This is a genomic window from Candidatus Sulfurimonas baltica, from assembly GCF_015265455.1.
GTDB classification, from domain to species: Bacteria; Campylobacterota; Campylobacteria; order Campylobacterales; family Sulfurimonadaceae; genus Sulfurimonas; species Sulfurimonas baltica.
Genome location: NZ_CP054492.1, coordinates 484,177 through 503,939 on the forward strand (window position 1 = coordinate 484,177; position 19,763 = coordinate 503,939).

Here is a 19,763-nt window from a genome sequence, read left to right on the forward strand (position 1 = left end):
TTAAAAGTTATGAATCAGCTCTATAGAACCTCTTGAGAGTTTGAGTAGAGACTCTCTTTCCATTTTTTTTAAAATACGGCTTACCACTACCCTTGAAGACCCCATATAGTTTGCCAATTCTTCATGAGTGATTTGTATAGTTGGATTTTTTTGAGCTTGCAACCATTCATATATTCTCTCATCAAGATGTTTAAATTTAATGTTTTCAAGAACTCTTGCTACGCTATCTAATCGCAAGGTTAAAAGAGAGAATATGTAGCTTTGGTAATTGGAGTTATCTCTCATTAGCTTTACAACAAGCTCTTTATTAAGAAGATAACCTCTTATTGGAGTGGTAGTTATGGCTGAACCGATTGTTGGAATTTGGTTTATAGTTGAAGTTGTGTTGACAATACACTGCTCATTTTGTCGAAGACTATAAAGGGTGATTTCATTCATGCCACTTCCTTGCATGTATACTCTTACTTCACCATCTTCAAGAAGAAGTATGTCCTGAGTTATATCACCTTGATAAAAAAGAATTTTACCGGCATCCATAGATACAGGCTTTAAAGTTTTTAGTAAAAGTTCCTGTTCATCACTCGTTAATTCGTCGTAAAAATCAAAATCTTGTAGTTGCATAATCTTCATCCTATTAGATGAAGATTATATCTAATTTATAGAAGAAAGATTGTAGCTATTTTTTACAACCTGTATTAATTTTTAGCATTGGGTAAAATGGACAAAAGCCAACCAGACCTGTTAAAAGAGGTATCGCACCGATACCGGCAACTATCATATTAGCAGTAACAATTCCATAGGCAATCAAACCTAAACCAGCAACAACTCTAACTATTCTATCTACTTTTCCTGCATTAAAACACATATTATTTCCTTTGTTTTTGTTTTACAATAAGAAGTATATAGCTTTAATAAATTTTTGTGTGCTACTTAGGTTACATAGGAGTTATGATTTCGGTAACAGTTTCGTTGGTATTGATTGGGTTTGGGAAAATTTTATATATTGCTTGTTGAATTTTTTCAGTTGTAATAGGCTTTAGTATATACCCCTTTGCTCCATTTGATAAAGCTTCCATTACTAATTTTTCTTCACCGTGAGAAGTAACCATAATCACTTTTGCATCTTTAAATTTTGCTTTTATCGCTTTTAATGACTCTATACCGTTCATAATTGGCATAGTAATATCCATCGTTACCAAATCTGGCATTAAATTCTCATACATACTAATTGCTTCTTTGCCATCCCTCGCTACTCCAGCGACTGTGTAGCCAATTTCTTGTAAGTCTTTTGCAAATATCTTTCTTATTATTGATGAGTCATCTACTATCATAATTCTTATCATTGTTCTTCCCTTTGTGTAACTATGCATATTATTCTACCATATGATGTCTCAATCTCTTTAACAAATTTACTTTTGCCCTTTTTTCCCAAATTCATTAAACTAAAATTGTCGTAATTTATCGGAGATGACAGGTTTGTGTCCTTTATGTTTTTGTCAAAATATTGAATAGAGAGACCAACAACCGTATTTAATATTTCACATGGAAGTTCTTGAATAAGACACTGTTTATCGAGCTCGTTGAAGCCATCTGGAATTAAAGTAGAGGTAAGTAAATTAGTGATTTCTTTAGAAAAAACAATAATAACTTTACCATTAAAACTGCCATATAACTCAGCTTGAACATATTTATTCTCAAAAATTTGATCAGTTAACTCTTTGGTGTTAATAACTTCAATATTTAGCGTCTCGTTCATAAATATGCCAATTTGTTCACAAATGCAATTGCAAATATTCTCACACCTGTTTAAATACGAATAATCTGCATTTCTATCTGTGTTTAGCGGTATAAAAAATGAAAAACTAACACCATGCTCAGGTGTGTTTTTTATACTGTATGTAGCATTTATTTTTTCTAAATTATCTTTAATGGAACTCATCCCTACACCAAAACCAGAGATAATAGAAGTTTTATCTTTAGTGCTTAGCTTATTAGTAAAAATAAGACTACACTTCTCCTGCTCGCTCATCAGTGCTATACGCTCTTCATCTACAAGAGCTTTGTTAATTGCATTTAACGATAGTTTATCTGTATCTATTCCTTGTCCGTCATCACTTATTTGTATGACTAAAACATCATGTACAACTTCAAACTTACATTTTATTGTACCTATATCATCTTTCTCTAAATTAGCTCTCGTATCAATGTCTTCTATCCCATGATCTACACAGTTATTGAAAAGATGAACAAGTGATTTTATAAAAGGCTTGATTTTTGTGGATACTTTTATATCTTCATCTCCTTGTATCTCCAGTTCATATACCTCTTTTTCTAGCTTAGATGACAACTGCTTGACATAAGAAATATAAGGGGTCAACATACTTTTAACTGATTCGTATTTTAATTTTTTTACTTTTGCTAAAACATCGTTCATTTCTTTTTGTTCTTTATACTCCGAATTGGAGCTGATTGATGTTAATTTTGACTCAATCTCATTTATGGACTCAACCTCGACAGATATGGCTTTTTTAGAACTTAAAAAATTTTCACCCAAAATAGAATGAACAATAGCTATATCTTTATTAAATTCATCTTGTAAGTTTGCCTCTATAACGGCAGGAATGATTTCACTGCTAAAAGAGATATTGCGTATTTTTAATTCAACTTCATGAATGTAGGATGGTATATAAATCATCTTTTTTTGTGCAAAAACACCTTTGAATGTGTGTAACTCCCTTTTTAATCTATCTATTGCACCGGCGGAGACATCCTTGTCGGAGGATAAATCTTTTATAAAAGTACTAAACGCATCTTTTAACTCTAAAAAATCATTTTTATTTGAAGCAACCTCCACAATCATGTTTTGTACTTGTAGTTGATGTTCAACTTTAGATTTTAGAGTTTTTGTTTTTGAAATATCTGTCAGGATAAGCATAAACTTACCATTGTGAAGTGCTTTACACTCAATTTTTATTGAGTGATTATTTATAATTTGTTCTTTTGGGATTAAAGATAAAAACATATCTCTAATCAGCCTGTCATCACATCTTGCAGCTTTATCTATCCCCTCACAAAAAAGTTCTTTATCTGCTGTGTTTTGGCTAAAAAGCAGCTGAGATATATCAAGACCTTCTAGTTCTTGAAGATTAAATATTTTTTTGCACTCAGTTGAAAAGCTACTTTCGCATATTAAATTTTTGTCAAATGATAAAAATCCCTGTCCTGCATTATCGAGTAAATCATTAATTTGACCATGTAGCCTTAACATCTCTTTTATAGATGAATACTGCTTATAACCATTAGATATAACAAAAATACTAAAGGTAAAAGCAAGCACAGCACTTATATAGAAAATTTCTTGATTGGAGTATAAAAAGGCACTGATGAGACCAGACATTTGAACAATTACATAAATAACAAAGAAATGAAAAATACTAACAACAGTTATGACCGAGCCAGCTGCGATAGATGCTATAACCATTCCGGCAAAAAGCAAGTGAATTCCTTCACCATACAGTAGACTCAGCCATGCTAATGCGGCATAAAGAAAAGATGTAAATGATAAATGAAACAAATGAATATTTAAATTGGTAGATATTTTTTTGTTAAAAAAAACTCTACTCAAAAATATGGTGTAGTTTAAAAATAGCCAAGTGAATATCTGGGTATTTGGAATTGTGTTATAAAAAACATAGGTTACCAAAGTAGGAATAATTATATTTGCTGCTAAACCGCCGGACAAATTTCCTTTAACTATTGTTTCTACAAGTTGAGGGTGGTAATTAGCGGAGAATAGCTTTTTTATTATTTATCCTTTTAAATATTTAACCATTTCTTTCCAACAGCTTTTAATGCATCCGGATTTTCTGATGCGAAAAATTCCAGTTTTGGATTGTTGTATTATACACTATGTAAAACTCTTTTTCTAAGCACTTTACAATTGCACTACCAGCGTGAATCAGTGTTTTGTGCTCTTTGTTTATAGTAGACAACTCATAGAGATACGATTAGTATCTTGTTTAGCAACTTTTTTCTGTACTGATAATATCTGGTTAATATTTTCAAGAGATCTTTTTCTTGTTTTTTTGTGAATTACAAGAAGTGATGCGCTCACGCTTAGCAGAGGAAACTCTTTTTTATTTCCATCTCTATCGGTTGATATTATGCATCCTTTTATTTTATCTTCATGAGAGTATAGCTCTCTTACGTCATCGGTGAATTTTGTAACTATATTAAATATTTCTTCGATGTACATGTATTCATTCTCTTGGCTGTACTCTACTGCAGTAAAAAAATCATCCCCTCCAATATGGGCTTTAAAAAACTCTTGGGATAAATTTTTTCTCAATATATCTGCAAAAAGCTGTATGACTCTATCTCCGTTTCTAAAGCCATACGCATCGTTAAATGCTTTGAAATTGTCAAGATCAAAATAGCATAGCATATGCATTTTTTCATTATTTATCACATCAGAAATGTATTTTTCTATCATTGTATTTCCGGGGAGTTTAGTGAGTGGGTTTTGTTCTATTGCGTATAGTAAATTTTGCTCATTCATTATTGTAATAATGGCTCTAGCAGATAAGAAACCGTAATATTTTGAGTTATTTGTTATGATAATTCCCACAGACTCAGGATTATTTGTAAATAGCTCAATAATGGTTGACATGCTGCTGTTGATATCAGCTACTCCGCAAGGATGAAGCATGTTTTTAAGTTTTGACTTTTTTATGCCGTTGTTTAGCATTAGAGATCTTCCGTTTTATTTTGTTTTGCTCTAGTATTCCAATAGGCTCATTATTTGAGTTTACTATTGGCAATATAGACAAGTCAGGATATTTTTTAAAGCAATCTATTACTAAGCTCATATTTGTATCAATAGTAAGCGATGGCTCCTTGTTTAGGTAGACTTCTGTTTTGCACTCCTCGTGTACTACTCTGTTGTCGCTTTTTATAAGATCTATGATGTTTACATACTCTTTGAGTATCTCTTTTGTATTAGTAGTTGGTTTTTGGACTAAATAGCCTTGAACAAGATGGCAACCTATATCTCTACATGTAAGCAGTTCTTCTCTGGTTTCAACTCCTTCTGCTATGACTTTTATACCAAGCTGAATAGCTAAATGAGTTATACTTCTTACCATGATTTTTTTCTTAATATCTTTTTCGATATTTGTTAAAAAAAATCTATCTATTTTAATGATATCATGCTGTCATACAGAAGTTTATAGCCTGAGTGACCGACTCCAAAATCATCAATAGCAATACAGTATTTTGAATCTTTATAGTGTGCAAGTATTTTTTCCATATTGCAATCACTTGATATCTCGTGTCTCTCTGAGATTTCAAAGCAGATATTGTTCTTTTTTACACCATATTGTTTAAGGATTTTGCTTGTATTTCCATGAGTGAAGTTCGGCATCTCAAAGAGTCTGTTGTCTAGGTTATAAAATAGTTTAATATCTTTAAAATCATCAATTTGTATAAATTTTTTTAAAGCTTTCTCACGTAATTTTATATCAAAAGAGTAGAGAAGATTATCTTTATATACTTGGTCGAAGAGCGAGAAAATAGAAGCAAATCCAACTTCTTGAAAATTGCGCAAAAGTGCCTCAACTGCAAAAATTTTTCCAGTATGTATGTTGATGATTGGTTGAAAAGCTATATCTAAAACTTCTAAATTATTGAGCCATCTTTTTGGTAATTTATTTTCCATGACTGAATAATAATACTTAATAATATCTAAAAGGTTACAATTAACTAATTTCTTATATATTCAACCATTTTTTACTAACAGCCTTTAATGCATCCGGATTTTCAGATGCAAAGAATTCCAGTTTAGGATTATTGTACTTTACATTAAAATCAAAGTTTTTCTCCAAGTACTCAACTATAGCATCACCAGAGTGAATTAATATCTTATCTTTTGAGAAGTAGTTTTGCAGCGCATCAGAGATAAGAGGAAAGTGAGTACAGCCTAAAATAATAGCATCTGGACTTGTCGTTTGACTGAAGTAGTGTCTAAATGTTGCTTCTAAAATTTCTCCACAGTAAATCTCCTCTTCCACAAGAGGTACGAAGAGTCCTGTCGCTTTTGCCTGTAGATTATGAAAGCCCTCTGCTTTAAGACCTATCTCATAAGCTTTTGAGTTTATAGTAGCTTTTGTTCCAAGAATTAGTATATTAGAAGTTTTATCTTTAAGTGCATTGGCTGTAGCCAGTATTCCGGCTTCTACAACCCCTATGACTGGGCAATCAGAGACTTCTCTCATCTCATCCAAAGCATAAGCGCTGACGGTGTTGCAAGCAACTATAATAAGGTCAAGTTCAAAATTTTTGAAAAATTCTACGGCTTCAATTGCGTAGCGAATGATGGTTATTTTATCTTTTATACCGTAAGGGACACGAGCTGTATCTCCAAAGTAGACTATCTCTTCAAAAAGATTGTGCTCAAGGAGTGATTTAACAACCGTTAAACCACCAATTCCACTATCAAATACACCTATCTTCATTGTTATGAGTTTGTATTCATGCTTTCTAGGAATTCATCATTTGTAGCTTTTTTGCCCATAGTCGTATAAACAAATTTAAGCGCTTCAATTTCATTCTCTTGTTTATGTATCATCTGGCGAAGAATAAATACTTTTTGGAGAACTTCAGGGCCGATAAGAAGCTCATCTTTACGTGTTCCAGATTTAAGAATATCAATTGCAGGGAAAATTCTTCTGTCGGCAATTTTTCTATCAAGAACAACCTCTGAGTTACCTGTACCTTTGAACTCTTCAAAAATAACTTCATCCATTTTGCTACCTGTATCAACAAGGGCAGTTGCAATGATAGTTAAGCTTCCTCCATTTTCAATGTTGCGGGCAGCTCCAAAAAAACGTTTTGGTCTGTGAAGAGCATTTGCATCAACACCACCGCTCAGAACTTTTCCGCTTGAAGGTGTAACAGTATTGTATGCACGTGCCAGACGGGTGATGGAGTCAAGTAAAATAACAACGTCTTTACCTAGTTCAACACGTCTTTTTGCTTTTTCTATTACCATCTCGGCAACTTTTACATGGTTTTTTGCAGGCATATCAAAAGTTGAACTATAAACTTCACCTTTAACACTTCTCTCCATATCTGTAACCTCTTCAGGTCTCTCATCAACAAGTAAAACCATTAGGTCAATCTCTGCATGGTTATGAGTTATACCATGAGCAATTTCCTTTAAAAGTTCAGTTTTACCGCTTCTAGGAGGTGCAACTATAAGGGCACGCTGACCTTTACCAATAGGTGAAAATAAGTCAAGCATACGACCTGTTAGACCTTTTTCTCTGTACTCTAGTTTTATTTGGTCTAGCGCGTAAAGTGGTGTAAGGTTCTCAAATAGGGGTCTTTTCTTACTCTCTTCAGGGGGAAGTGAGTTTACAGCTTCTATTTTAATAAGAGCATAATATCTCTCTTGGTCTTTTGGCGGTCTAACCTGACCTGTTACAACATCCCCGTTTCTAAGTGCAAATCTTTTAATCTGTGTATTGGAAACATAAGCATCATTTATACTCTCGTTAAAGCTTTTGTCTATAGAGCGGATAAATCCGTATCCATCTTGCATAATCTCAAGAATTCCACTAAAAAGGATAAAACCGCCTTGTTCGGTTTGCGCTTTTAGAATTTCAAAGATAATGTCTTGACGCTTAAGTTCGTTGGGGTTTTCAACATTTAACTCTATTGCTAAAGCCGTTAACTCATCAATACTCTTTATACGAAGTTCTTCAACACTTGCACCTTTTACGGGTTTGTGAGTTCTTTGCTTTGAATTGTTCTTAGGGCTAGATTTAGGGCTAGGTTTACGCGGTTGTTCTGAATTGTTTTCACTCATATGGTGGCTGCCTTGGTTTTTAGGATTTTTGCAGGGGGAAAGTTGTTAAGATATGCTCGTTACATCTTTTTTGATTGTGCAATTTTACACTAATAAAACTTCTAAAGTCAAGTTTTTACATTTTAAGGTTTGAAATTGCATCAACAACACCTGAAATATTCACTCTTGCTTCATTAAGTGTTTTTTGTGTTCTCTCTGCCAGTTTTCTCACTTCATCAGCAACTACCGCAAATCCTCTGCCATGTTCTCCCGCCCTTGCTGCCTCAATTGCCGCGTTTAGAGCAAGGAGGTTAGTTTGGTCAGCTATGTCTGATATAGTATCTAAAACATTGAAAATATCCCTGCTTTGGTGTTGTAGAGATTGTAAATGCTCATCAAATTGAAAACTGTTTTGTTTATCTAGCTCACTGTTGGTTTCACTCTCTTGAATCTGAGAAAAAAGAGTATTTTTCTCTTGGGCTAGTTTTTCAATCTTTTCATTAAGTTCTACGAGCAGATTTGCATGAGAGTTTTTTAATTCCGTCGCTTGATTGTGTAATACCTTGTTTTTCTCTGTGAGCTCTATGTTTTGTTTTTCTACATGTAGAGCTTTTTTATTTATTTCTACATGTAGCTTTTCATTTTCTGCTTCAATATTGTTGATTCTGTTTAAAAGATTTGTTTTTTCATCTTCTAAATCTTTTATAATAATTAGTTGTGGAAGATCTTTTCTCTTTATATAAATATTTTTAGAAACTAAGTGTCCTATAATAAAACCAACTATTAAAGATAATATAGATGCTATCACTGTTGAAGTGTGAGAGGTGGTTTCAACTATTTTATCTTTATAAACCAACTTCTCCTTATAAACAATTTTGTCTTGATATATAATTTTGTCTTGATAAACAATTTTATCTTGAGTCTCTTGTTTTATTGATTCAATAAGAACCAAGCCATTGCTACTCATTTTTTTATAAAGCTCTTTTACTTTTTCAATCTCTTTGAAGCTTATTTTATTGTTATTCTCTTTTAAATTTGAAATTGCTTGTATTGTGTTTTTTTCCAACTCTTTGAGGCTTGAAACTTTAGTTGTGTTTGTGGACAGAGCAGAAGTAATTTTTTCATGTGTAGAGAGGATTAAAAAATATATGGATACTTTTTCTTCAGCACTTAATTTTAGAGATATTTTGTCTATCTCATGATTGAGTTGTTCATAGTTTTCTTGCACAGTAGATATAGATGAAGCAAAAATGCTAAGGTTAAAAATAAGAATTAAAAGTAGTTTTTTCATAACAATTACAAAGCATTTTTTATACCAAATCATAGATATGAAATTTCTATTGGTAGGTTAGTTATATGCATGAAAACTTTAGAAAATTAAAAATCATCCGATGTTATGTGTAGAAAAATATAATGTTATAAAACTAAATATGTTATATTGTTACAAATTATGTTATTATTTCATAGATTATAATAAAGGGTATGTATGTTTGATGATTTATTAAGAGATTTAAATAGCTGCAATCTTATATACTTTAGAAAAAGTGATGTTATTGATCAAGTTCTTTATCTATATTCAGGGATAGGTTCTGACACTTTGAAGATAAGAGATTTAGTTGCTATAAGCAATGTCCTAAACTCAGAACAGTATGATATGTTGTACCACGGTGATTTAATCAAAATTACACAAAATATAGCTTAACTTTTTATTTAAGCTATATTTATTTACGCATATAAAATTTTATTAAACTTATCAAATTCCTCAAGTGTTTTTTCCAAAAGCTTTTTAGCATCTTCAAATATTTTATCCAGAGTATCAATAGTGTTGAGTTTTTCAGGAGTCTCTAGTTTTTTCATAGAGTTATCAAACATGTTTACTATATTTGTTTTAATATTATTTTTAGAATTATCGTCTCTATCTTTGCTTGGCTCAAAAATTCCAGCAATAGTACGTGCTAGTTTTGAAACAGGAGACTTTGGTGCAACATCTTCGAGCTCTTTTAAAAAGTTGTCTATAAAAGGCTGAGCAATTTTCATAAAAGCATCTATCTCTTTTTGATCTTGTTTATCTATGCCGTTAGAGTCAATAGAAAATTGAAACGACTGCATAGAAGAGAATGTCATAGATGTTTTTGAACTGTTGGCATTTTGCTCTTTGCTCATTGAAAGTGACTGTGCATTGGAAAAATCCATCTCAATAACGTCACCACTTGAAGTTTTCATTGCAATACTTAAATCGTGTGACCTATAAGAGTCAAATGCGTAAGATGTGTTCATAATACCTCTCCAAAATTATTATATCTTTACAGTATATCGGTTAGAAAAGTAAATACATTATGATAAAATTAGATTATGAAAAATAAGTATAGAATTTTAGTAACAAATGATGATGGTTATGAGGCAAAAGGTCTTCTTAGTTTAGTAGAGGCTTTAAGAGAGTTGGATGATGTAAGAGTTACTGTTGTAGCTCCAGCAAATGAGAAGTCTGCATGTGGTCACTCACTTACTTTGGTCCGTCCACTCCGCTTTGTGGGTGTTGGCGATGATTTTTACAAACTTGATGATGGAACCCCAAGTGATTGTGTTTATCTCTCTTTGAGCACAATATTTGTAGACTCTAAGCCGGATTTGCTAATCAGCGGTATAAACCGCGGTTCAAATATGGGTGAAGATATTACATACTCAGGAACTGCCGCTGGAGCTATGGAGGGGGTACTTCATGATGTCCCATCTATTGCGATTTCTCAAGTAATGGATTTTTCAGATCCTGAGGGGGATTTTACATTAGCAAAAGAGACAATAAAAAAACTTGTTTTAAAAATCAAAAATGGCACTTTCCCACTTCCTGATAGAGAATTTTTAAATGTGAACATTCCTCCAGACGTAAAAGAGGCAAAAATGCTAGTAACTTATGCCGGCTACAGGTTTTATGCAAATGATTCACATGTACATAGAAATCCAAGAGGAGAAGAGCACTATTGGTTGGGCTTGCACCCTTTAAATTTTTCTCCAAGAGTCGGCAATATCGGGGTGAGTGATTATGAGGCGATAAGAGACGGAAATATCTCTATAACTCCAATTCAGCTTGATATGAGTGCATATAAAAGTATGAGCAGACTTCAAGATTGGATTGATTAACAGAGTATGAAGCATGAGCGTATAAAACAACTTCTTAAAGACGATTTCACAAAACTGCAAAACGCTAGAGTACTTCTTTTAGGCGTTGGCGGAGTTGGCGGTCACTGCCTTGATTGCCTTATCCGTAGTGGAGTTCGTGATATTACAATCGTGGACTATGACATATATGATGAGTCAAATCAAAATCGTCAATTGTGGTCAGAGTTACATGTAGGGGAATTAAAGACAGAGGCTCTTCAAAAGCACTATCCAGATATAAAAATAATTAATGTACATGTAGAGGAGCAATGGGTTAGAGATTTTGACTTTTCACAATATGATGTTGTTTTGGATGCTATAGATAATACTCGTGCCAAACTTGCTCTAGCACAGGCGTGTTACAGAAAACTAATCTCATCATTTGGCTCTGCAAAACGCTTAGACCCCACAAAAGTACAAGTGGCAGATATCTGGAAAAGTGCCGGAGACCCGCTTGGTAAAAAGATAAGACGAGAGTTAACTAGAAGAAAATTCAAAAGTAAGTATAAAGTGATATTTAGCTCAGAAGAGGCTGTTGTTACAGAAAATAAAGGAAGTTTTGTAGGAGTAACTGCAACTTTTGGGCTTACTATGTGTGCAGAAGCGATTAAAAAGATAAGAGGTTTATAAGATGTTAAGGGTAAAAACAGTTGTTTGATTTTGTAAGCAGTGATTGGTTCACAATAACTTTAGAGGTAGTTTTTCTTATTTTTATAGCGTATGATTTAAAGAAGTATTTTGAGACTAAGAAGAGAGAGTATATAGTAAATATTGTATTGACTTTTGCTTTTTTTGTTTGGGCGATAGTCCCTTTTTACAATAGTTATATGACGTGGGAAGATAAAGATAAAACAGAGCTGATATCTACATGTAAGAAAGAGAATAATGAAACATTGTGCAACTGTTTGGATGATAAAATTTTTAAAGAGTATACGTATGATGAGTTTAAAAATATAGATAAAAACGGCACAGAATTTAAAGCATTTGTAAAAGAGGCAAAAGAGGAGTGTTTAGATGATTCATGGTTCTAAAGAAATAAACAATTTTGATGAAAAGCTTACATGCGAGGGCATTATTGGCGATGGTTGTGGCGGTGGCAGACTTTTCACAATAAACGAAAATAAGCTCAAAGCTTACGATCCACAAAGTAAAACTACTATAATACTATTAGAAAATATTTATAAGCCAATCTCAATAAGTAAGAGAGGGTGCACTATTTTTATTACATGTAAAGATGAAAACATTGAGTTTGACCTTTCAAGCATGAGTAAACTAAACCATAACCTATAAAGTCTATTTAACTATATTATTGATATACTTCACCATAAATCTAACATAACAAACCATAAGGAAATAGATAAATGATAAAAAAGTTACTACTGATTGTTACGGTTGCTTTAACATCTTTCGCATATGAAATAGTTGTAAATGAGACAATAAAACTTGAAAAAAAATCTACTCTAACAAGAGATGATTCAAGTAATATAATAACTGATAGTACGACGGGTATGATGTGGAAAGATGACTATAAAGTACAAAAAACGTGGAGTGAGGCAAAATCCTATTGTGAAGATTTAGTGATGAGTGGATATGAAGACTGGAGACTGCCAGCTATTAATGAACTTGAGAGTATTGCTGATTACACTATGCATAAACCGGCAATAAAAACTGGTTTTGACAATGTCACTTCTCACATTTACTGGTCATCATCTACTGACGTCTCAAACAACAATGATGCATGGTACCTCCTTTTTGAAAATGGTCGTTCATATACCCTTGATAAGTCAAATAGTTATAATGTTAAGTGTGTTAGAACACAGCAGAAGAAGCCATCAGAAATAAAGAGAAAAGGTGATATTGTTACTGATAGTGATACAGGGATAATGTGGCAAGATAACAGCGAAACTGCAAGTTTACAAAAAGATTACAACGGTGCTAAAAAGTATTGTGAAAATCTGGCGTTAGATGGGAAAGACGATTGGTATTTACCGACAGTAGAACAACTTCTGACAATAACAGATAAAGAAAAGATTAATCCATCTGTAAGAAAAGGGTTTAATAGCACCGCTTCTGAAGGCTATTGGTCATCATCTATACATGCCTCACATCAAGAGAGAGTCTGGTATGTACACTTTGGTTACGGTTTTTCCAGTGACTACGGCAGTAAAGAGGATAATCGTCATGTGAGATGTGCAAGAGCAGGAAATCACAATGGCTTAAGTTTTAATAGTTTGGTTTCAAAATTGGTTGAAGAGGAGATGCAAACTATTCCAAAGCCATCAACTAGAAAACATCTTGAAGATAGAGTCTTGAGAAAAGCTATCGAGATAACCTGGGGTAAACCAATACTCACAAATTTTGAATATAACGGAAGAAAAGGTTATTTTACTGCAAGTTTGTCTTTTGAAGGAAAGTTAGATTTTGAGCAAGAAATTTCTATAGATGTAAGTAAAAAAGAGCACATAAGCTTTAAGAGAAACTTCAAAACATTAAAACCAGAGGCAGTTTTTGAGTATGATGGCAGCAGCGTAACACTTAAAGATGTGAGAGTTTTATATGAAGCAAAGTCTTACTCAATGAAGTTTGTAAACAAAAAAATAGAAAATATTAAAGAGGCTGTAAGCATCAGTAATGATATTAAGTTTGATTAATTATAAAAAATAAACACTAAAAGAGAATAGTTATGGAAAAAGTTGAACCTATGACTCTGTTTGGATATGAAAAACTCCAAGCAGAAGTAAAAAATTTAAAAGAGGTAAAAAGACCTCAAGTTGTCAGAGATATAGAAGAAGCATTAGAACATGGTGATTTAAAAGAAAATGCAGAGTACCACGCGGCAAAAGAGCAGCAAAGACACATTGACGGGCGACTGCAAGACCTTGCCGACATTATAGGGTGTGCAAAAATTGTCGATCCATCTGAGCTTACACACTCTCGCATTAGTTTTGGTTCGACAATTATGATGACAGACATGAACACTGATGAAGAGATAGTATATACTATAGTCGGTGGATGTGAGAGCAACCCTGATATGGGGCTAATATCATTTGGTTCGCCTTTGGCAAAACAACTTTTAGGAAAAGTTGAGGGTGATGAGGTAAAGGTTAGATTGCCAGGCGGCGAGAAAGAGTTTGAGATAAACGAGGTTAGATACCAGGAGATAGTCTTTGAGTGTAATTAATGTAGGGATAATCGGAGCTAGCGGTTATACAGGGCTAGAGCTTGTTAAAATACTTATAAAGCATCCAAAATTCAATCTATCTTACGTTGCAAACTCTGAGGGTGGAGTAATGCTGAGTGATCTTCACCCATCTTTGAGCGGAGTTTATGAGTGCAAGGTTTTAAAAACTGATGTTGATGAGTTGGCACAAGAGTGTGAACTTGTATTTTTAGCAGTTCCTCATCAGACCGCTATGGCTTACGTGAAACCACTTATAGCAAAAGGTGTTAAAGTGGTTGATTTATCTGCCGACTATAGACTTACACAAGATTTATATGAAGAATTTTATTGTCCTCACACAGATGTCCAAAATTTATCACATGCAGTCTATGGACTTCCTGAGATTAACCGTGAAGCTTTAAAGAGTGCAAAACTTGTGGCAAATCCAGGGTGTTTTCCAACTTCTGCAATTTTAGGACTTTTACCTTTTATGGAAAAAAGACTGAAAAATACACCTATTATTATAGATGCAAAAACAGGCGTAAGCGGAGCAGGAAAAAAGCTTAGTGATGTAACGCACTTTGTAAATGTAAATGATAACTTATTCGCATACAATCCACTTATGCACAGACATGCTCCGGAGATTGCACAAAAGCTACATGTAGATTTTGACGAGGTTAATTTTGTCCCATATTTAGTGCCTGTAACACGCGGTATGATAAGTTCTATATATATACAAGTTAGTGGTGATTTTGATGCTTTTGAACTGTTGAGAGAGTTCTATAAAGACGAACAACATGTAAGAGTATGTAAGAATCCTGTAGATATGAAAAGTGTATCTGGTACAAATTTCTGTGATATATATGTAAAACAAAAAGGTAGTGTTCTCTTTATATCGAGTGCAATTGACAACTTAATGAGAGGGGCTTCATCTCAAGCAGTAGTTAACGCAAATATTATGATGGGAGTTGATGAATCAGCTGGAATTCCAAATATAGCCTATGTCCCATAGTATAGAAGTTTTAGAGGGTGCATTTATTGTTTCAGATGCACACTACTCAAATATGCGACCGGAACTTTTAGATTTTATAAAAGATATCCATTCAAAAAAATTGAAACCAACTCAACTGATTCTTATGGGTGATATATTTGATGCTCTGTTTGGCGGAGTTTTTTACACTCAAAAAATAAACACTCAAGTAGTAAAGCTTATAAATGAAATCTCTAAAGATGTAGAGGTGATTTATCTAGAGGGAAATCACGACTTCAATTTAAAGAAAATATTTCCACAAGTAAAAATATTTCCAATTTCATTACAGCCGGTTACATGTGATTATAATGGTAAAAAAATTTTACTAGCACATGGAGATATAGAGTCTGATTTTGGATATAGAATTTATACATCTATGATTAGAAACCATCTTATTGTTTATATATTAAACATAATAGACACTTTGTCTGGGCACTACATATTAAAAAAATTAGATAAACATTTAAGTAAAAAAAATGATTGCAAAGAGTTTACTGGGTTTACTAAATATATATCAGACAGGTTAGAAAAAAAATACAGTTGTGACTGCTTTATAGAAGGGCATTTTCATCAAAACAGAACTATGATACTTGAGAAGTTTACATATATAAATTTAGGTGCTTTTGCTTGCAATCAAAGATATTTTATTGTAAAATCTGCGAAAGAACCAGAGTTATTGCAAGAGAAAATTTTCTCTAAAGGGAATTGAAGTATGACAAGAGATGAATCACTAAAGGTCGGCTCTAACGAGATGGAGCTTGTAGATTTTCGCATTTTTAAGCAAGAGGATGACAACGTATATGAAGGAATTTATGGTATCAATGTATCAAAAGTTCGTGAAATAATTAAACTACCACATTTAACAGAATTGCCTGGAACACCAGACTACATAGAGGGTATTTTTGATTTAAGAGATATTGTGATTCCTGTTGTTAATTTAGCTAAATGGATGAAAATCAAAGTGCCAGAGGAAGCTGAGAAAAATTCAAGAGTAATTATTACAGAATTCAATAATGTACTTATTGGTTTTATAGTCCATGATGCTAAAAGAATAAGACGAATTAATTGGTCAGAGATAGAGCCAGCATCTTTTGTTGGTGATTCTGGAACACTTGAGGGAAGTAAGATAACAGGTGTTACCAGAATAGAGGGCGACAATGTACTTCTGATTTTGGATTTAGAGAGCGTTGTTGAAGATTTAGGTCTATATGCACCTGACACACAGAGCGTTCCTGCTGAGATAGAAAAATTTACCGGATTAGCACTTATTTTAGATGATAGTCCAACTGCTAGAAGGATTGTAAAAGAAGCAGTTGTTAAAATGGGATTTAAAGTCATGGAAGCCGGAGATGGCAAAGAGGGTCTTGAAAAGCTTGAAGAGATATACAAAGCATATGGAGAAGACGTAGCAAATAATCTTAAAATTATTATTTCTGATGTTGAGATGCCAAAAATGGATGGTTTCCATTTTGCAGCAAATGTCAGAGATGATGTCAGGTTTAAAGGTATTCCAATCGTGTTCAACTCATCTATTAGTGATCACTTTAGTGAAGCTAGGGGTAAAGAAGCAGGCGGAGAGGGTTATTTAGTTAAGTTTAAGGCTAAAACATTTTATGAAGAAGTGTCACGAATAATACGTGCACATATGAAAACAGGAGCGTAAATATGGATGAATTTCAGGAGATACTACAGGATTTCTTAGTTGAGTCTTTTGAGCTGATTGAGCAATTAGATCAGGATTTGGTAGAGTTAGAGAGTAGACCTAACGATTTAGAGCTTTTAAATGGGATCTTTCGTGTTGCGCATACTGTTAAAGGTGCATCATCTTTTTTAAATTTTGATGTTTTGACACACTTAACTCACCACATGGAAGATGTTTTAAACAAAGCTAGACATGGCGATTTAGTAATTGATGCAAATATTATGGATGTTATTTTACAATCTATAGATTTGATGAAATCACTTCTTGAGACTATTCGTGATACAAGCCAAGATGCCGGTATAGATGTGTCAGAATGTGTTGCAAGACTAGATAGAGTCAGCGGCGGAGATGGAAAGGTAGAAACTCCAGTAGCACAAGTACCAGAACCTGTTGTGGAAGAGACTGCGCCAGAAGCAGCTCCAGAACCAACAAGCGATGAGAGTGAGCCTGATTATGACAATATGGGTGCAGATGAACTTGAAGCTGAGATAGAGAGGCTTCTAAATGCCAGACAAGAAGAAGATAAGATTAAAAGAGCAGCTAAAATAGCAGCAGGTGAGAGTGTTCCATCTTTAGACCCAGACGATGAAGATTACTACTCAGAGCCAGAAATAATTGCTCAGCCTGTAGCATCAGCTCCAGTACATGTGGCTCCTGCTTCGAGAGCAAAAGCGGAACCAATTGAAGACGTAAAGGCAGCCGCACCTGCAAAAAAATCGAGTACTGTTGAGCAGACAATACGTGTTGATGTAAATAGACTTGACCATCTTATGAATTTAATTGGTGAGTTGGTTCTTGCGAAGAACAGACTTATTAAGATTAATGATGATGTTGAGGAACGCTATGAGGGGGAGGAGTTTCTTGAGGAGTTAAATCAAGTTGTTTCTATTGTTTCTCTTGTTACAACAGACCTACAAATAGCTGTTATGAAGACAAGAATGCTTCCTATTGGCAAAGTATTTAATAAGTTTCCAAGAATGATTCGAGACTTAACTCGTGAACTAAATAAAAAAATTGAACTTGATATCTCCGGTGAAGATACTGAGCTTGACAAATCTATTGTTGAAGAGGTTGGTGATCCTTTAGTCCACATTATCCGAAACTCATGCGATCACGGGATTGAGATCCCATCAGTTCGTGCTGAACAGGGTAAAGATGAGCAGGGTACCATCAAGTTGACTGCATACAATGAAGGCAATCAGATTATTATTCAAATAGATGATGATGGTAAGGGGCTTGACGCAGATATCTTAAAAAATAAAGCTTTGGAAAAAGGTCTTATTACTGAGAAAGAAGCTGATAATATGAGCGATAAAGAGGCTTTTGCCCTTATTATGAAGCCAGGTTTCTCAACAGCAGCTGTAGTTACAAATGTCTCAGGTCGTGGCGTTGGTATGGATGTTGTAAAAACTAATATTGAAAAAGTTAATGGAATCATTGATATTGATAGTGAAATTGGAATTGGAACATCTATTAAGTTAAAGATTCCTCTAACTTTGGCTATTATTCAGGCACTTTTAGTTGGTGTTCAAGAGGAGCATTATGCTATTCCTCTTGCGTCAGTTTTAGAGACTGTTAGAATTTCCAAAGATGAGATTTACACAGTTGAAGGGCGCTCAGTTATGAGACTTCGTGATGAGGTTCTCTCTCTGGTTCATATTGGAGATATTTTTGAGGTTGAGCGTATATTGGACTCAAGCGAGCATGCTTATGTAGTTGTTCTCGGTTTGGGAACAAGCAAGCTTGGCTTGATAGTAGATATACTTGTTGGACAAGAGGAGATTGTTATTAAATCTCTTGGTGATTTCCTAAAAGGTATAGAAGGTGTTGCTGGTGCAACTATCCGTGGCGATGGAGGCGTTACACTAATTGTTGATGTAATAGCTCTTATGGATATAGCCAAAAAAGTAAAATCAACAGTTCGTAATGACAGTGCAGAAAAAGCGGCTCTATTGTCACGCGACAAGACTAAAAGAAGTGATTACACAGTTATGATTGTAGATGACTCTAAAACAGATAGAACAATTATGAGAAAAGCACTTGAACCACTAGGAATTACTTTAGTTGAAGCGGGTGATGGACAAGAAGCACTAAATATTTTAAAGCAGGGTGATCATAATTTTGATGCAATGTTGGTAGATATTGAAATGCCTAGAATGGATGGTTATACTCTTGCTAATGAGATTAAAAAATATAACCGTTACAAAAACTTGCCTCTTATTGCTGTAACATCACGTACTGGTAAGTCAGATCGTATGCGCGGTGTTGAATCTGGAATGGTTGAATATATTACTAAGCCATACTCTGCTGACTACCTATCAAGTGTAGTTCAAAGAAATATTAATTTTAAATCGGAGTTTTTATAATGAGTGATAAATTAAAACAGATAATTGATAAGCAAAGTGCACAACAAAATAATACAGGCATTATTACTGATAATGTAGTTCAACTTGTCGGATTTGTTATTGGAGAAGAGGAATATGCTATTCCAATTTTAGCAATTCAAGAAATTATTAAGCCTTTTCCATGGACAAGAGTTCCTCAGGTTCCAAAACATGTTGTTGGTGTTTTTAATATGCGTGGGGCAGTTATCCCACTAATAGATCTTCGTATAAAATTTGGGCTAACTCCTAAAAAGCATACTGACGAGACACGTTTTATTGTTATGAGAGATGGGCATGATATTGCAGGTTTTGTAATAGACAGACTTACAATGGCAATAAGAATTAAAAAATCAGACATTGGTCCAGCTCCAGATACAATGAATGGTGACGACACAGCTATTGATGGAGTTGGTAAACAAGAGGATAGAATTATTACTATTCTTAAAGTGAACAAACTGCTAGAAAGAGATTTTTAGTAGTTTTTA

23 protein-coding genes are annotated in these 19,763 nt (G+C 33.8%); 12 read left to right on the forward strand and 11 right to left on the reverse strand.

Going from position 1 to position 19,763, the window contains the following annotated elements:
- The 10 genes from HUE88_RS02420 to HUE88_RS13965 form a co-directional block, all read right to left on the reverse strand.
- Entirely contained in the window at positions 1 to 621 is a 621-nt protein-coding gene (locus tag HUE88_RS02420; RefSeq protein WP_194370720.1) for a Crp/Fnr family transcriptional regulator, read from the reverse strand.
- A gap of 55 nt (positions 622 to 676) precedes the next feature.
- The gene (locus HUE88_RS02425; RefSeq protein WP_194370722.1) at positions 677 to 865 is read right to left on the reverse strand and encodes a YgaP family membrane protein; all 189 of its coding nucleotides are present in this window, start codon (positions 863 to 865) and stop codon (positions 677 to 679) included.
- A gap of 70 nt (positions 866 to 935) precedes the next feature.
- Positions 936 to 1,343 carry a response regulator gene (locus HUE88_RS02430; protein WP_194370724.1) on the reverse strand — a complete coding sequence of 136 codons (408 nt, stop codon included), beginning with the start codon at positions 1,341 to 1,343 and terminating at the stop codon, positions 936 to 938.
- A complete protein-coding gene (locus HUE88_RS02435; RefSeq protein ID WP_194370726.1) occupies positions 1,340 to 3,625 on the reverse strand; it encodes an ATP-binding protein in 2,286 nt (761 codons plus the stop codon). Before HUE88_RS02435 ends, HUE88_RS02430 begins: the two co-directional genes overlap by 4 nt.
- A gap of 354 nt (positions 3,626 to 3,979) precedes the next feature.
- On the reverse strand, positions 3,980 to 4,747 hold the full coding sequence (locus HUE88_RS13780; protein WP_229860130.1) for a GGDEF domain-containing protein: 768 nt from the start codon (positions 4,745 to 4,747) through the stop codon (positions 3,980 to 3,982).
- Complete coding sequence (locus HUE88_RS13955; protein WP_347401031.1) at positions 4,713 to 5,204, reverse strand: EAL domain-containing protein; 492 nt, start codon at positions 5,202 to 5,204, stop codon at positions 4,713 to 4,715. The genes HUE88_RS13780 and HUE88_RS13955 overlap by 35 nt, the downstream gene beginning before the upstream one ends.
- Positions 5,192 to 5,716: an EAL domain-containing protein gene (locus HUE88_RS13960; RefSeq protein ID WP_268245920.1), complete on the reverse strand. Its 525-nt coding sequence runs from the start codon at positions 5,714 to 5,716 to the stop codon at positions 5,192 to 5,194. The genes HUE88_RS13955 and HUE88_RS13960 overlap by 13 nt, the downstream gene beginning before the upstream one ends.
- Positions 5,717 to 5,768: 52 nt before the next feature.
- Positions 5,769 to 6,512 (reverse strand): glutamate racemase, encoded by a 744-nt coding sequence (gene murI / locus HUE88_RS02445; RefSeq protein WP_194370728.1) that lies wholly within the window; start codon positions 6,510 to 6,512, stop codon positions 5,769 to 5,771.
- Positions 6,513 to 6,514: 2 nt separating this feature from the next.
- Positions 6,515 to 7,867, reverse strand: a complete 1,353-nt coding sequence (gene rho, locus HUE88_RS02450; protein ID WP_194370730.1) for a transcription termination factor Rho — start codon at positions 7,865 to 7,867, stop codon at positions 6,515 to 6,517.
- Positions 7,868 to 7,982: 115 nt separating this feature from the next.
- Positions 7,983 to 9,170 (reverse strand): methyl-accepting chemotaxis protein, encoded by a 1,188-nt coding sequence (locus tag HUE88_RS13965; RefSeq protein ID WP_272872703.1) that lies wholly within the window; start codon positions 9,168 to 9,170, stop codon positions 7,983 to 7,985.
- Positions 9,171 to 9,332: 162 nt separating this feature from the next.
- Here HUE88_RS13965 and HUE88_RS02460 point away from each other — a divergent pair, with 162 nt between their 5' ends.
- The gene (locus HUE88_RS02460; protein ID WP_194370732.1) at positions 9,333 to 9,548 is read left to right on the forward strand and encodes a hypothetical protein; all 216 of its coding nucleotides are present in this window, start codon (positions 9,333 to 9,335) and stop codon (positions 9,546 to 9,548) included.
- A 23-nt stretch (positions 9,549 to 9,571) separates the two neighbouring features.
- Here the strand turns inward: HUE88_RS02460 and HUE88_RS02465 are convergent, their stop codons facing one another.
- Positions 9,572 to 10,123 carry a hypothetical protein gene (locus tag HUE88_RS02465; protein ID WP_194370734.1) on the reverse strand — a complete coding sequence of 184 codons (552 nt, stop codon included), beginning with the start codon at positions 10,121 to 10,123 and terminating at the stop codon, positions 9,572 to 9,574.
- A gap of 75 nt (positions 10,124 to 10,198) precedes the next feature.
- On the opposite strand from HUE88_RS02465, the gene surE reads away from it, so the two are divergent.
- The 11 genes from surE (at position 10,199) to HUE88_RS02520 (ending at position 19,754) form a co-directional block, all read left to right on the forward strand.
- Positions 10,199 to 10,984: a 5'/3'-nucleotidase SurE gene (gene surE, locus HUE88_RS02470; RefSeq protein WP_194370736.1), complete on the forward strand. Its 786-nt coding sequence runs from the start codon at positions 10,199 to 10,201 to the stop codon at positions 10,982 to 10,984.
- A 6-nt stretch (positions 10,985 to 10,990) separates the two neighbouring features.
- The gene (locus tag HUE88_RS02475) at positions 10,991 to 11,632 is read left to right on the forward strand and encodes a tRNA threonylcarbamoyladenosine dehydratase (protein ID WP_194370738.1); all 642 of its coding nucleotides are present in this window, start codon (positions 10,991 to 10,993) and stop codon (positions 11,630 to 11,632) included.
- Positions 11,633 to 11,652: 20 nt separating this feature from the next.
- Positions 11,653 to 12,033 (forward strand): hypothetical protein, encoded by a 381-nt coding sequence (locus HUE88_RS02480; RefSeq protein WP_194370740.1) that lies wholly within the window; start codon positions 11,653 to 11,655, stop codon positions 12,031 to 12,033.
- Complete coding sequence (locus HUE88_RS02485; RefSeq protein WP_194370742.1) at positions 12,017 to 12,292, forward strand: thiamine biosynthesis protein ThiF; 276 nt, start codon at positions 12,017 to 12,019, stop codon at positions 12,290 to 12,292. Before HUE88_RS02480 ends, HUE88_RS02485 begins: the two co-directional genes overlap by 17 nt.
- 71 nt (positions 12,293 to 12,363) lie before the next feature.
- Positions 12,364 to 13,653: an Lcl C-terminal domain-containing protein gene (locus HUE88_RS02490; protein WP_194370744.1), complete on the forward strand. Its 1,290-nt coding sequence runs from the start codon at positions 12,364 to 12,366 to the stop codon at positions 13,651 to 13,653.
- Positions 13,654 to 13,685: 32 nt separating this feature from the next.
- Positions 13,686 to 14,183 (forward strand): transcription elongation factor GreA, encoded by a 498-nt coding sequence (gene greA / locus HUE88_RS02495; protein ID WP_194370746.1) that lies wholly within the window; start codon positions 13,686 to 13,688, stop codon positions 14,181 to 14,183.
- Positions 14,170 to 15,174, forward strand: a complete 1,005-nt coding sequence (gene argC, locus HUE88_RS02500) for an N-acetyl-gamma-glutamyl-phosphate reductase (protein WP_194370747.1) — start codon at positions 14,170 to 14,172, stop codon at positions 15,172 to 15,174. The genes greA and argC overlap by 14 nt, the downstream gene beginning before the upstream one ends.
- Complete coding sequence (locus HUE88_RS02505) at positions 15,164 to 15,901, forward strand: UDP-2,3-diacylglucosamine diphosphatase (protein ID WP_194370749.1); 738 nt, start codon at positions 15,164 to 15,166, stop codon at positions 15,899 to 15,901. The genes argC and HUE88_RS02505 overlap by 11 nt, the downstream gene beginning before the upstream one ends.
- A gap of 3 nt (positions 15,902 to 15,904) precedes the next feature.
- The gene (locus tag HUE88_RS02510) at positions 15,905 to 16,855 is read left to right on the forward strand and encodes a chemotaxis protein (RefSeq protein WP_194370751.1); all 951 of its coding nucleotides are present in this window, start codon (positions 15,905 to 15,907) and stop codon (positions 16,853 to 16,855) included.
- A 2-nt stretch (positions 16,856 to 16,857) separates the two neighbouring features.
- Positions 16,858 to 19,260 (forward strand): hybrid sensor histidine kinase/response regulator, encoded by a 2,403-nt coding sequence (locus tag HUE88_RS02515; protein ID WP_194370753.1) that lies wholly within the window; start codon positions 16,858 to 16,860, stop codon positions 19,258 to 19,260.
- The gene (locus HUE88_RS02520; protein ID WP_194370755.1) at positions 19,260 to 19,754 is read left to right on the forward strand and encodes a chemotaxis protein CheW; all 495 of its coding nucleotides are present in this window, start codon (positions 19,260 to 19,262) and stop codon (positions 19,752 to 19,754) included. The genes HUE88_RS02515 and HUE88_RS02520 overlap by 1 nt, the downstream gene beginning before the upstream one ends.
- Positions 19,755 to 19,763: the final 9 nt, after the last annotated feature.

Excerpts from the sequence above, each read along its gene's own strand:
- HUE88_RS02420 (WP_194370720.1), bottom strand. The coding sequence starts at position 621 with ATGCAACTACAAGATTTTGATTTTTACGACGAATTAACGAGTGATGAA.
- HUE88_RS02425 (WP_194370722.1), bottom strand. The coding sequence starts at position 865 with ATGTGTTTTAATGCAGGAAAAGTAGATAGAATAGTTAGAGTTGTTGCT.
- HUE88_RS02430 (WP_194370724.1), bottom strand. The coding sequence starts at position 1,343 with ATGATAAGAATTATGATAGTAGATGACTCATCAATAATAAGAAAGATA.
- HUE88_RS13780 (WP_229860130.1), bottom strand. The coding sequence starts at position 4,747 with ATGCTAAACAACGGCATAAAAAAGTCAAAACTTAAAAACATGCTTCAT.
- HUE88_RS13960 (WP_268245920.1), bottom strand. The coding sequence starts at position 5,716 with ATGGAAAATAAATTACCAAAAAGATGGCTCAATAATTTAGAAGTTTTA.
- murI (WP_194370728.1), bottom strand. The coding sequence starts at position 6,512 with ATGAAGATAGGTGTATTTGATAGTGGAATTGGTGGTTTAACGGTTGTT.
- rho (WP_194370730.1), bottom strand. The coding sequence starts at position 7,867 with ATGAGTGAAAACAATTCAGAACAACCGCGTAAACCTAGCCCTAAATCT.
- HUE88_RS13965 (WP_272872703.1), bottom strand. The coding sequence starts at position 9,170 with ATGATTTGGTATAAAAAATGCTTTGTAATTGTTATGAAAAAACTACTT.
- HUE88_RS02460 (WP_194370732.1), top strand. The coding sequence starts at position 9,333 with ATGTTTGATGATTTATTAAGAGATTTAAATAGCTGCAATCTTATATAC.
- HUE88_RS02465 (WP_194370734.1), bottom strand. The coding sequence starts at position 10,123 with ATGAACACATCTTACGCATTTGACTCTTATAGGTCACACGATTTAAGT.
- surE (WP_194370736.1), top strand. The coding sequence starts at position 10,199 with ATGAAAAATAAGTATAGAATTTTAGTAACAAATGATGATGGTTATGAG.
- HUE88_RS02475 (WP_194370738.1), top strand. The coding sequence starts at position 10,991 with ATGAAGCATGAGCGTATAAAACAACTTCTTAAAGACGATTTCACAAAA.
- HUE88_RS02485 (WP_194370742.1), top strand. The coding sequence starts at position 12,017 with ATGATTCATGGTTCTAAAGAAATAAACAATTTTGATGAAAAGCTTACA.
- HUE88_RS02490 (WP_194370744.1), top strand. The coding sequence starts at position 12,364 with ATGATAAAAAAGTTACTACTGATTGTTACGGTTGCTTTAACATCTTTC.
- greA (WP_194370746.1), top strand. The coding sequence starts at position 13,686 with ATGGAAAAAGTTGAACCTATGACTCTGTTTGGATATGAAAAACTCCAA.
- HUE88_RS02505 (WP_194370749.1), top strand. The coding sequence starts at position 15,164 with ATGTCCCATAGTATAGAAGTTTTAGAGGGTGCATTTATTGTTTCAGAT.
- HUE88_RS02510 (WP_194370751.1), top strand. The coding sequence starts at position 15,905 with ATGACAAGAGATGAATCACTAAAGGTCGGCTCTAACGAGATGGAGCTT.
- HUE88_RS02515 (WP_194370753.1), top strand. The coding sequence starts at position 16,858 with ATGGATGAATTTCAGGAGATACTACAGGATTTCTTAGTTGAGTCTTTT.
- HUE88_RS02520 (WP_194370755.1), top strand. The coding sequence starts at position 19,260 with ATGAGTGATAAATTAAAACAGATAATTGATAAGCAAAGTGCACAACAA.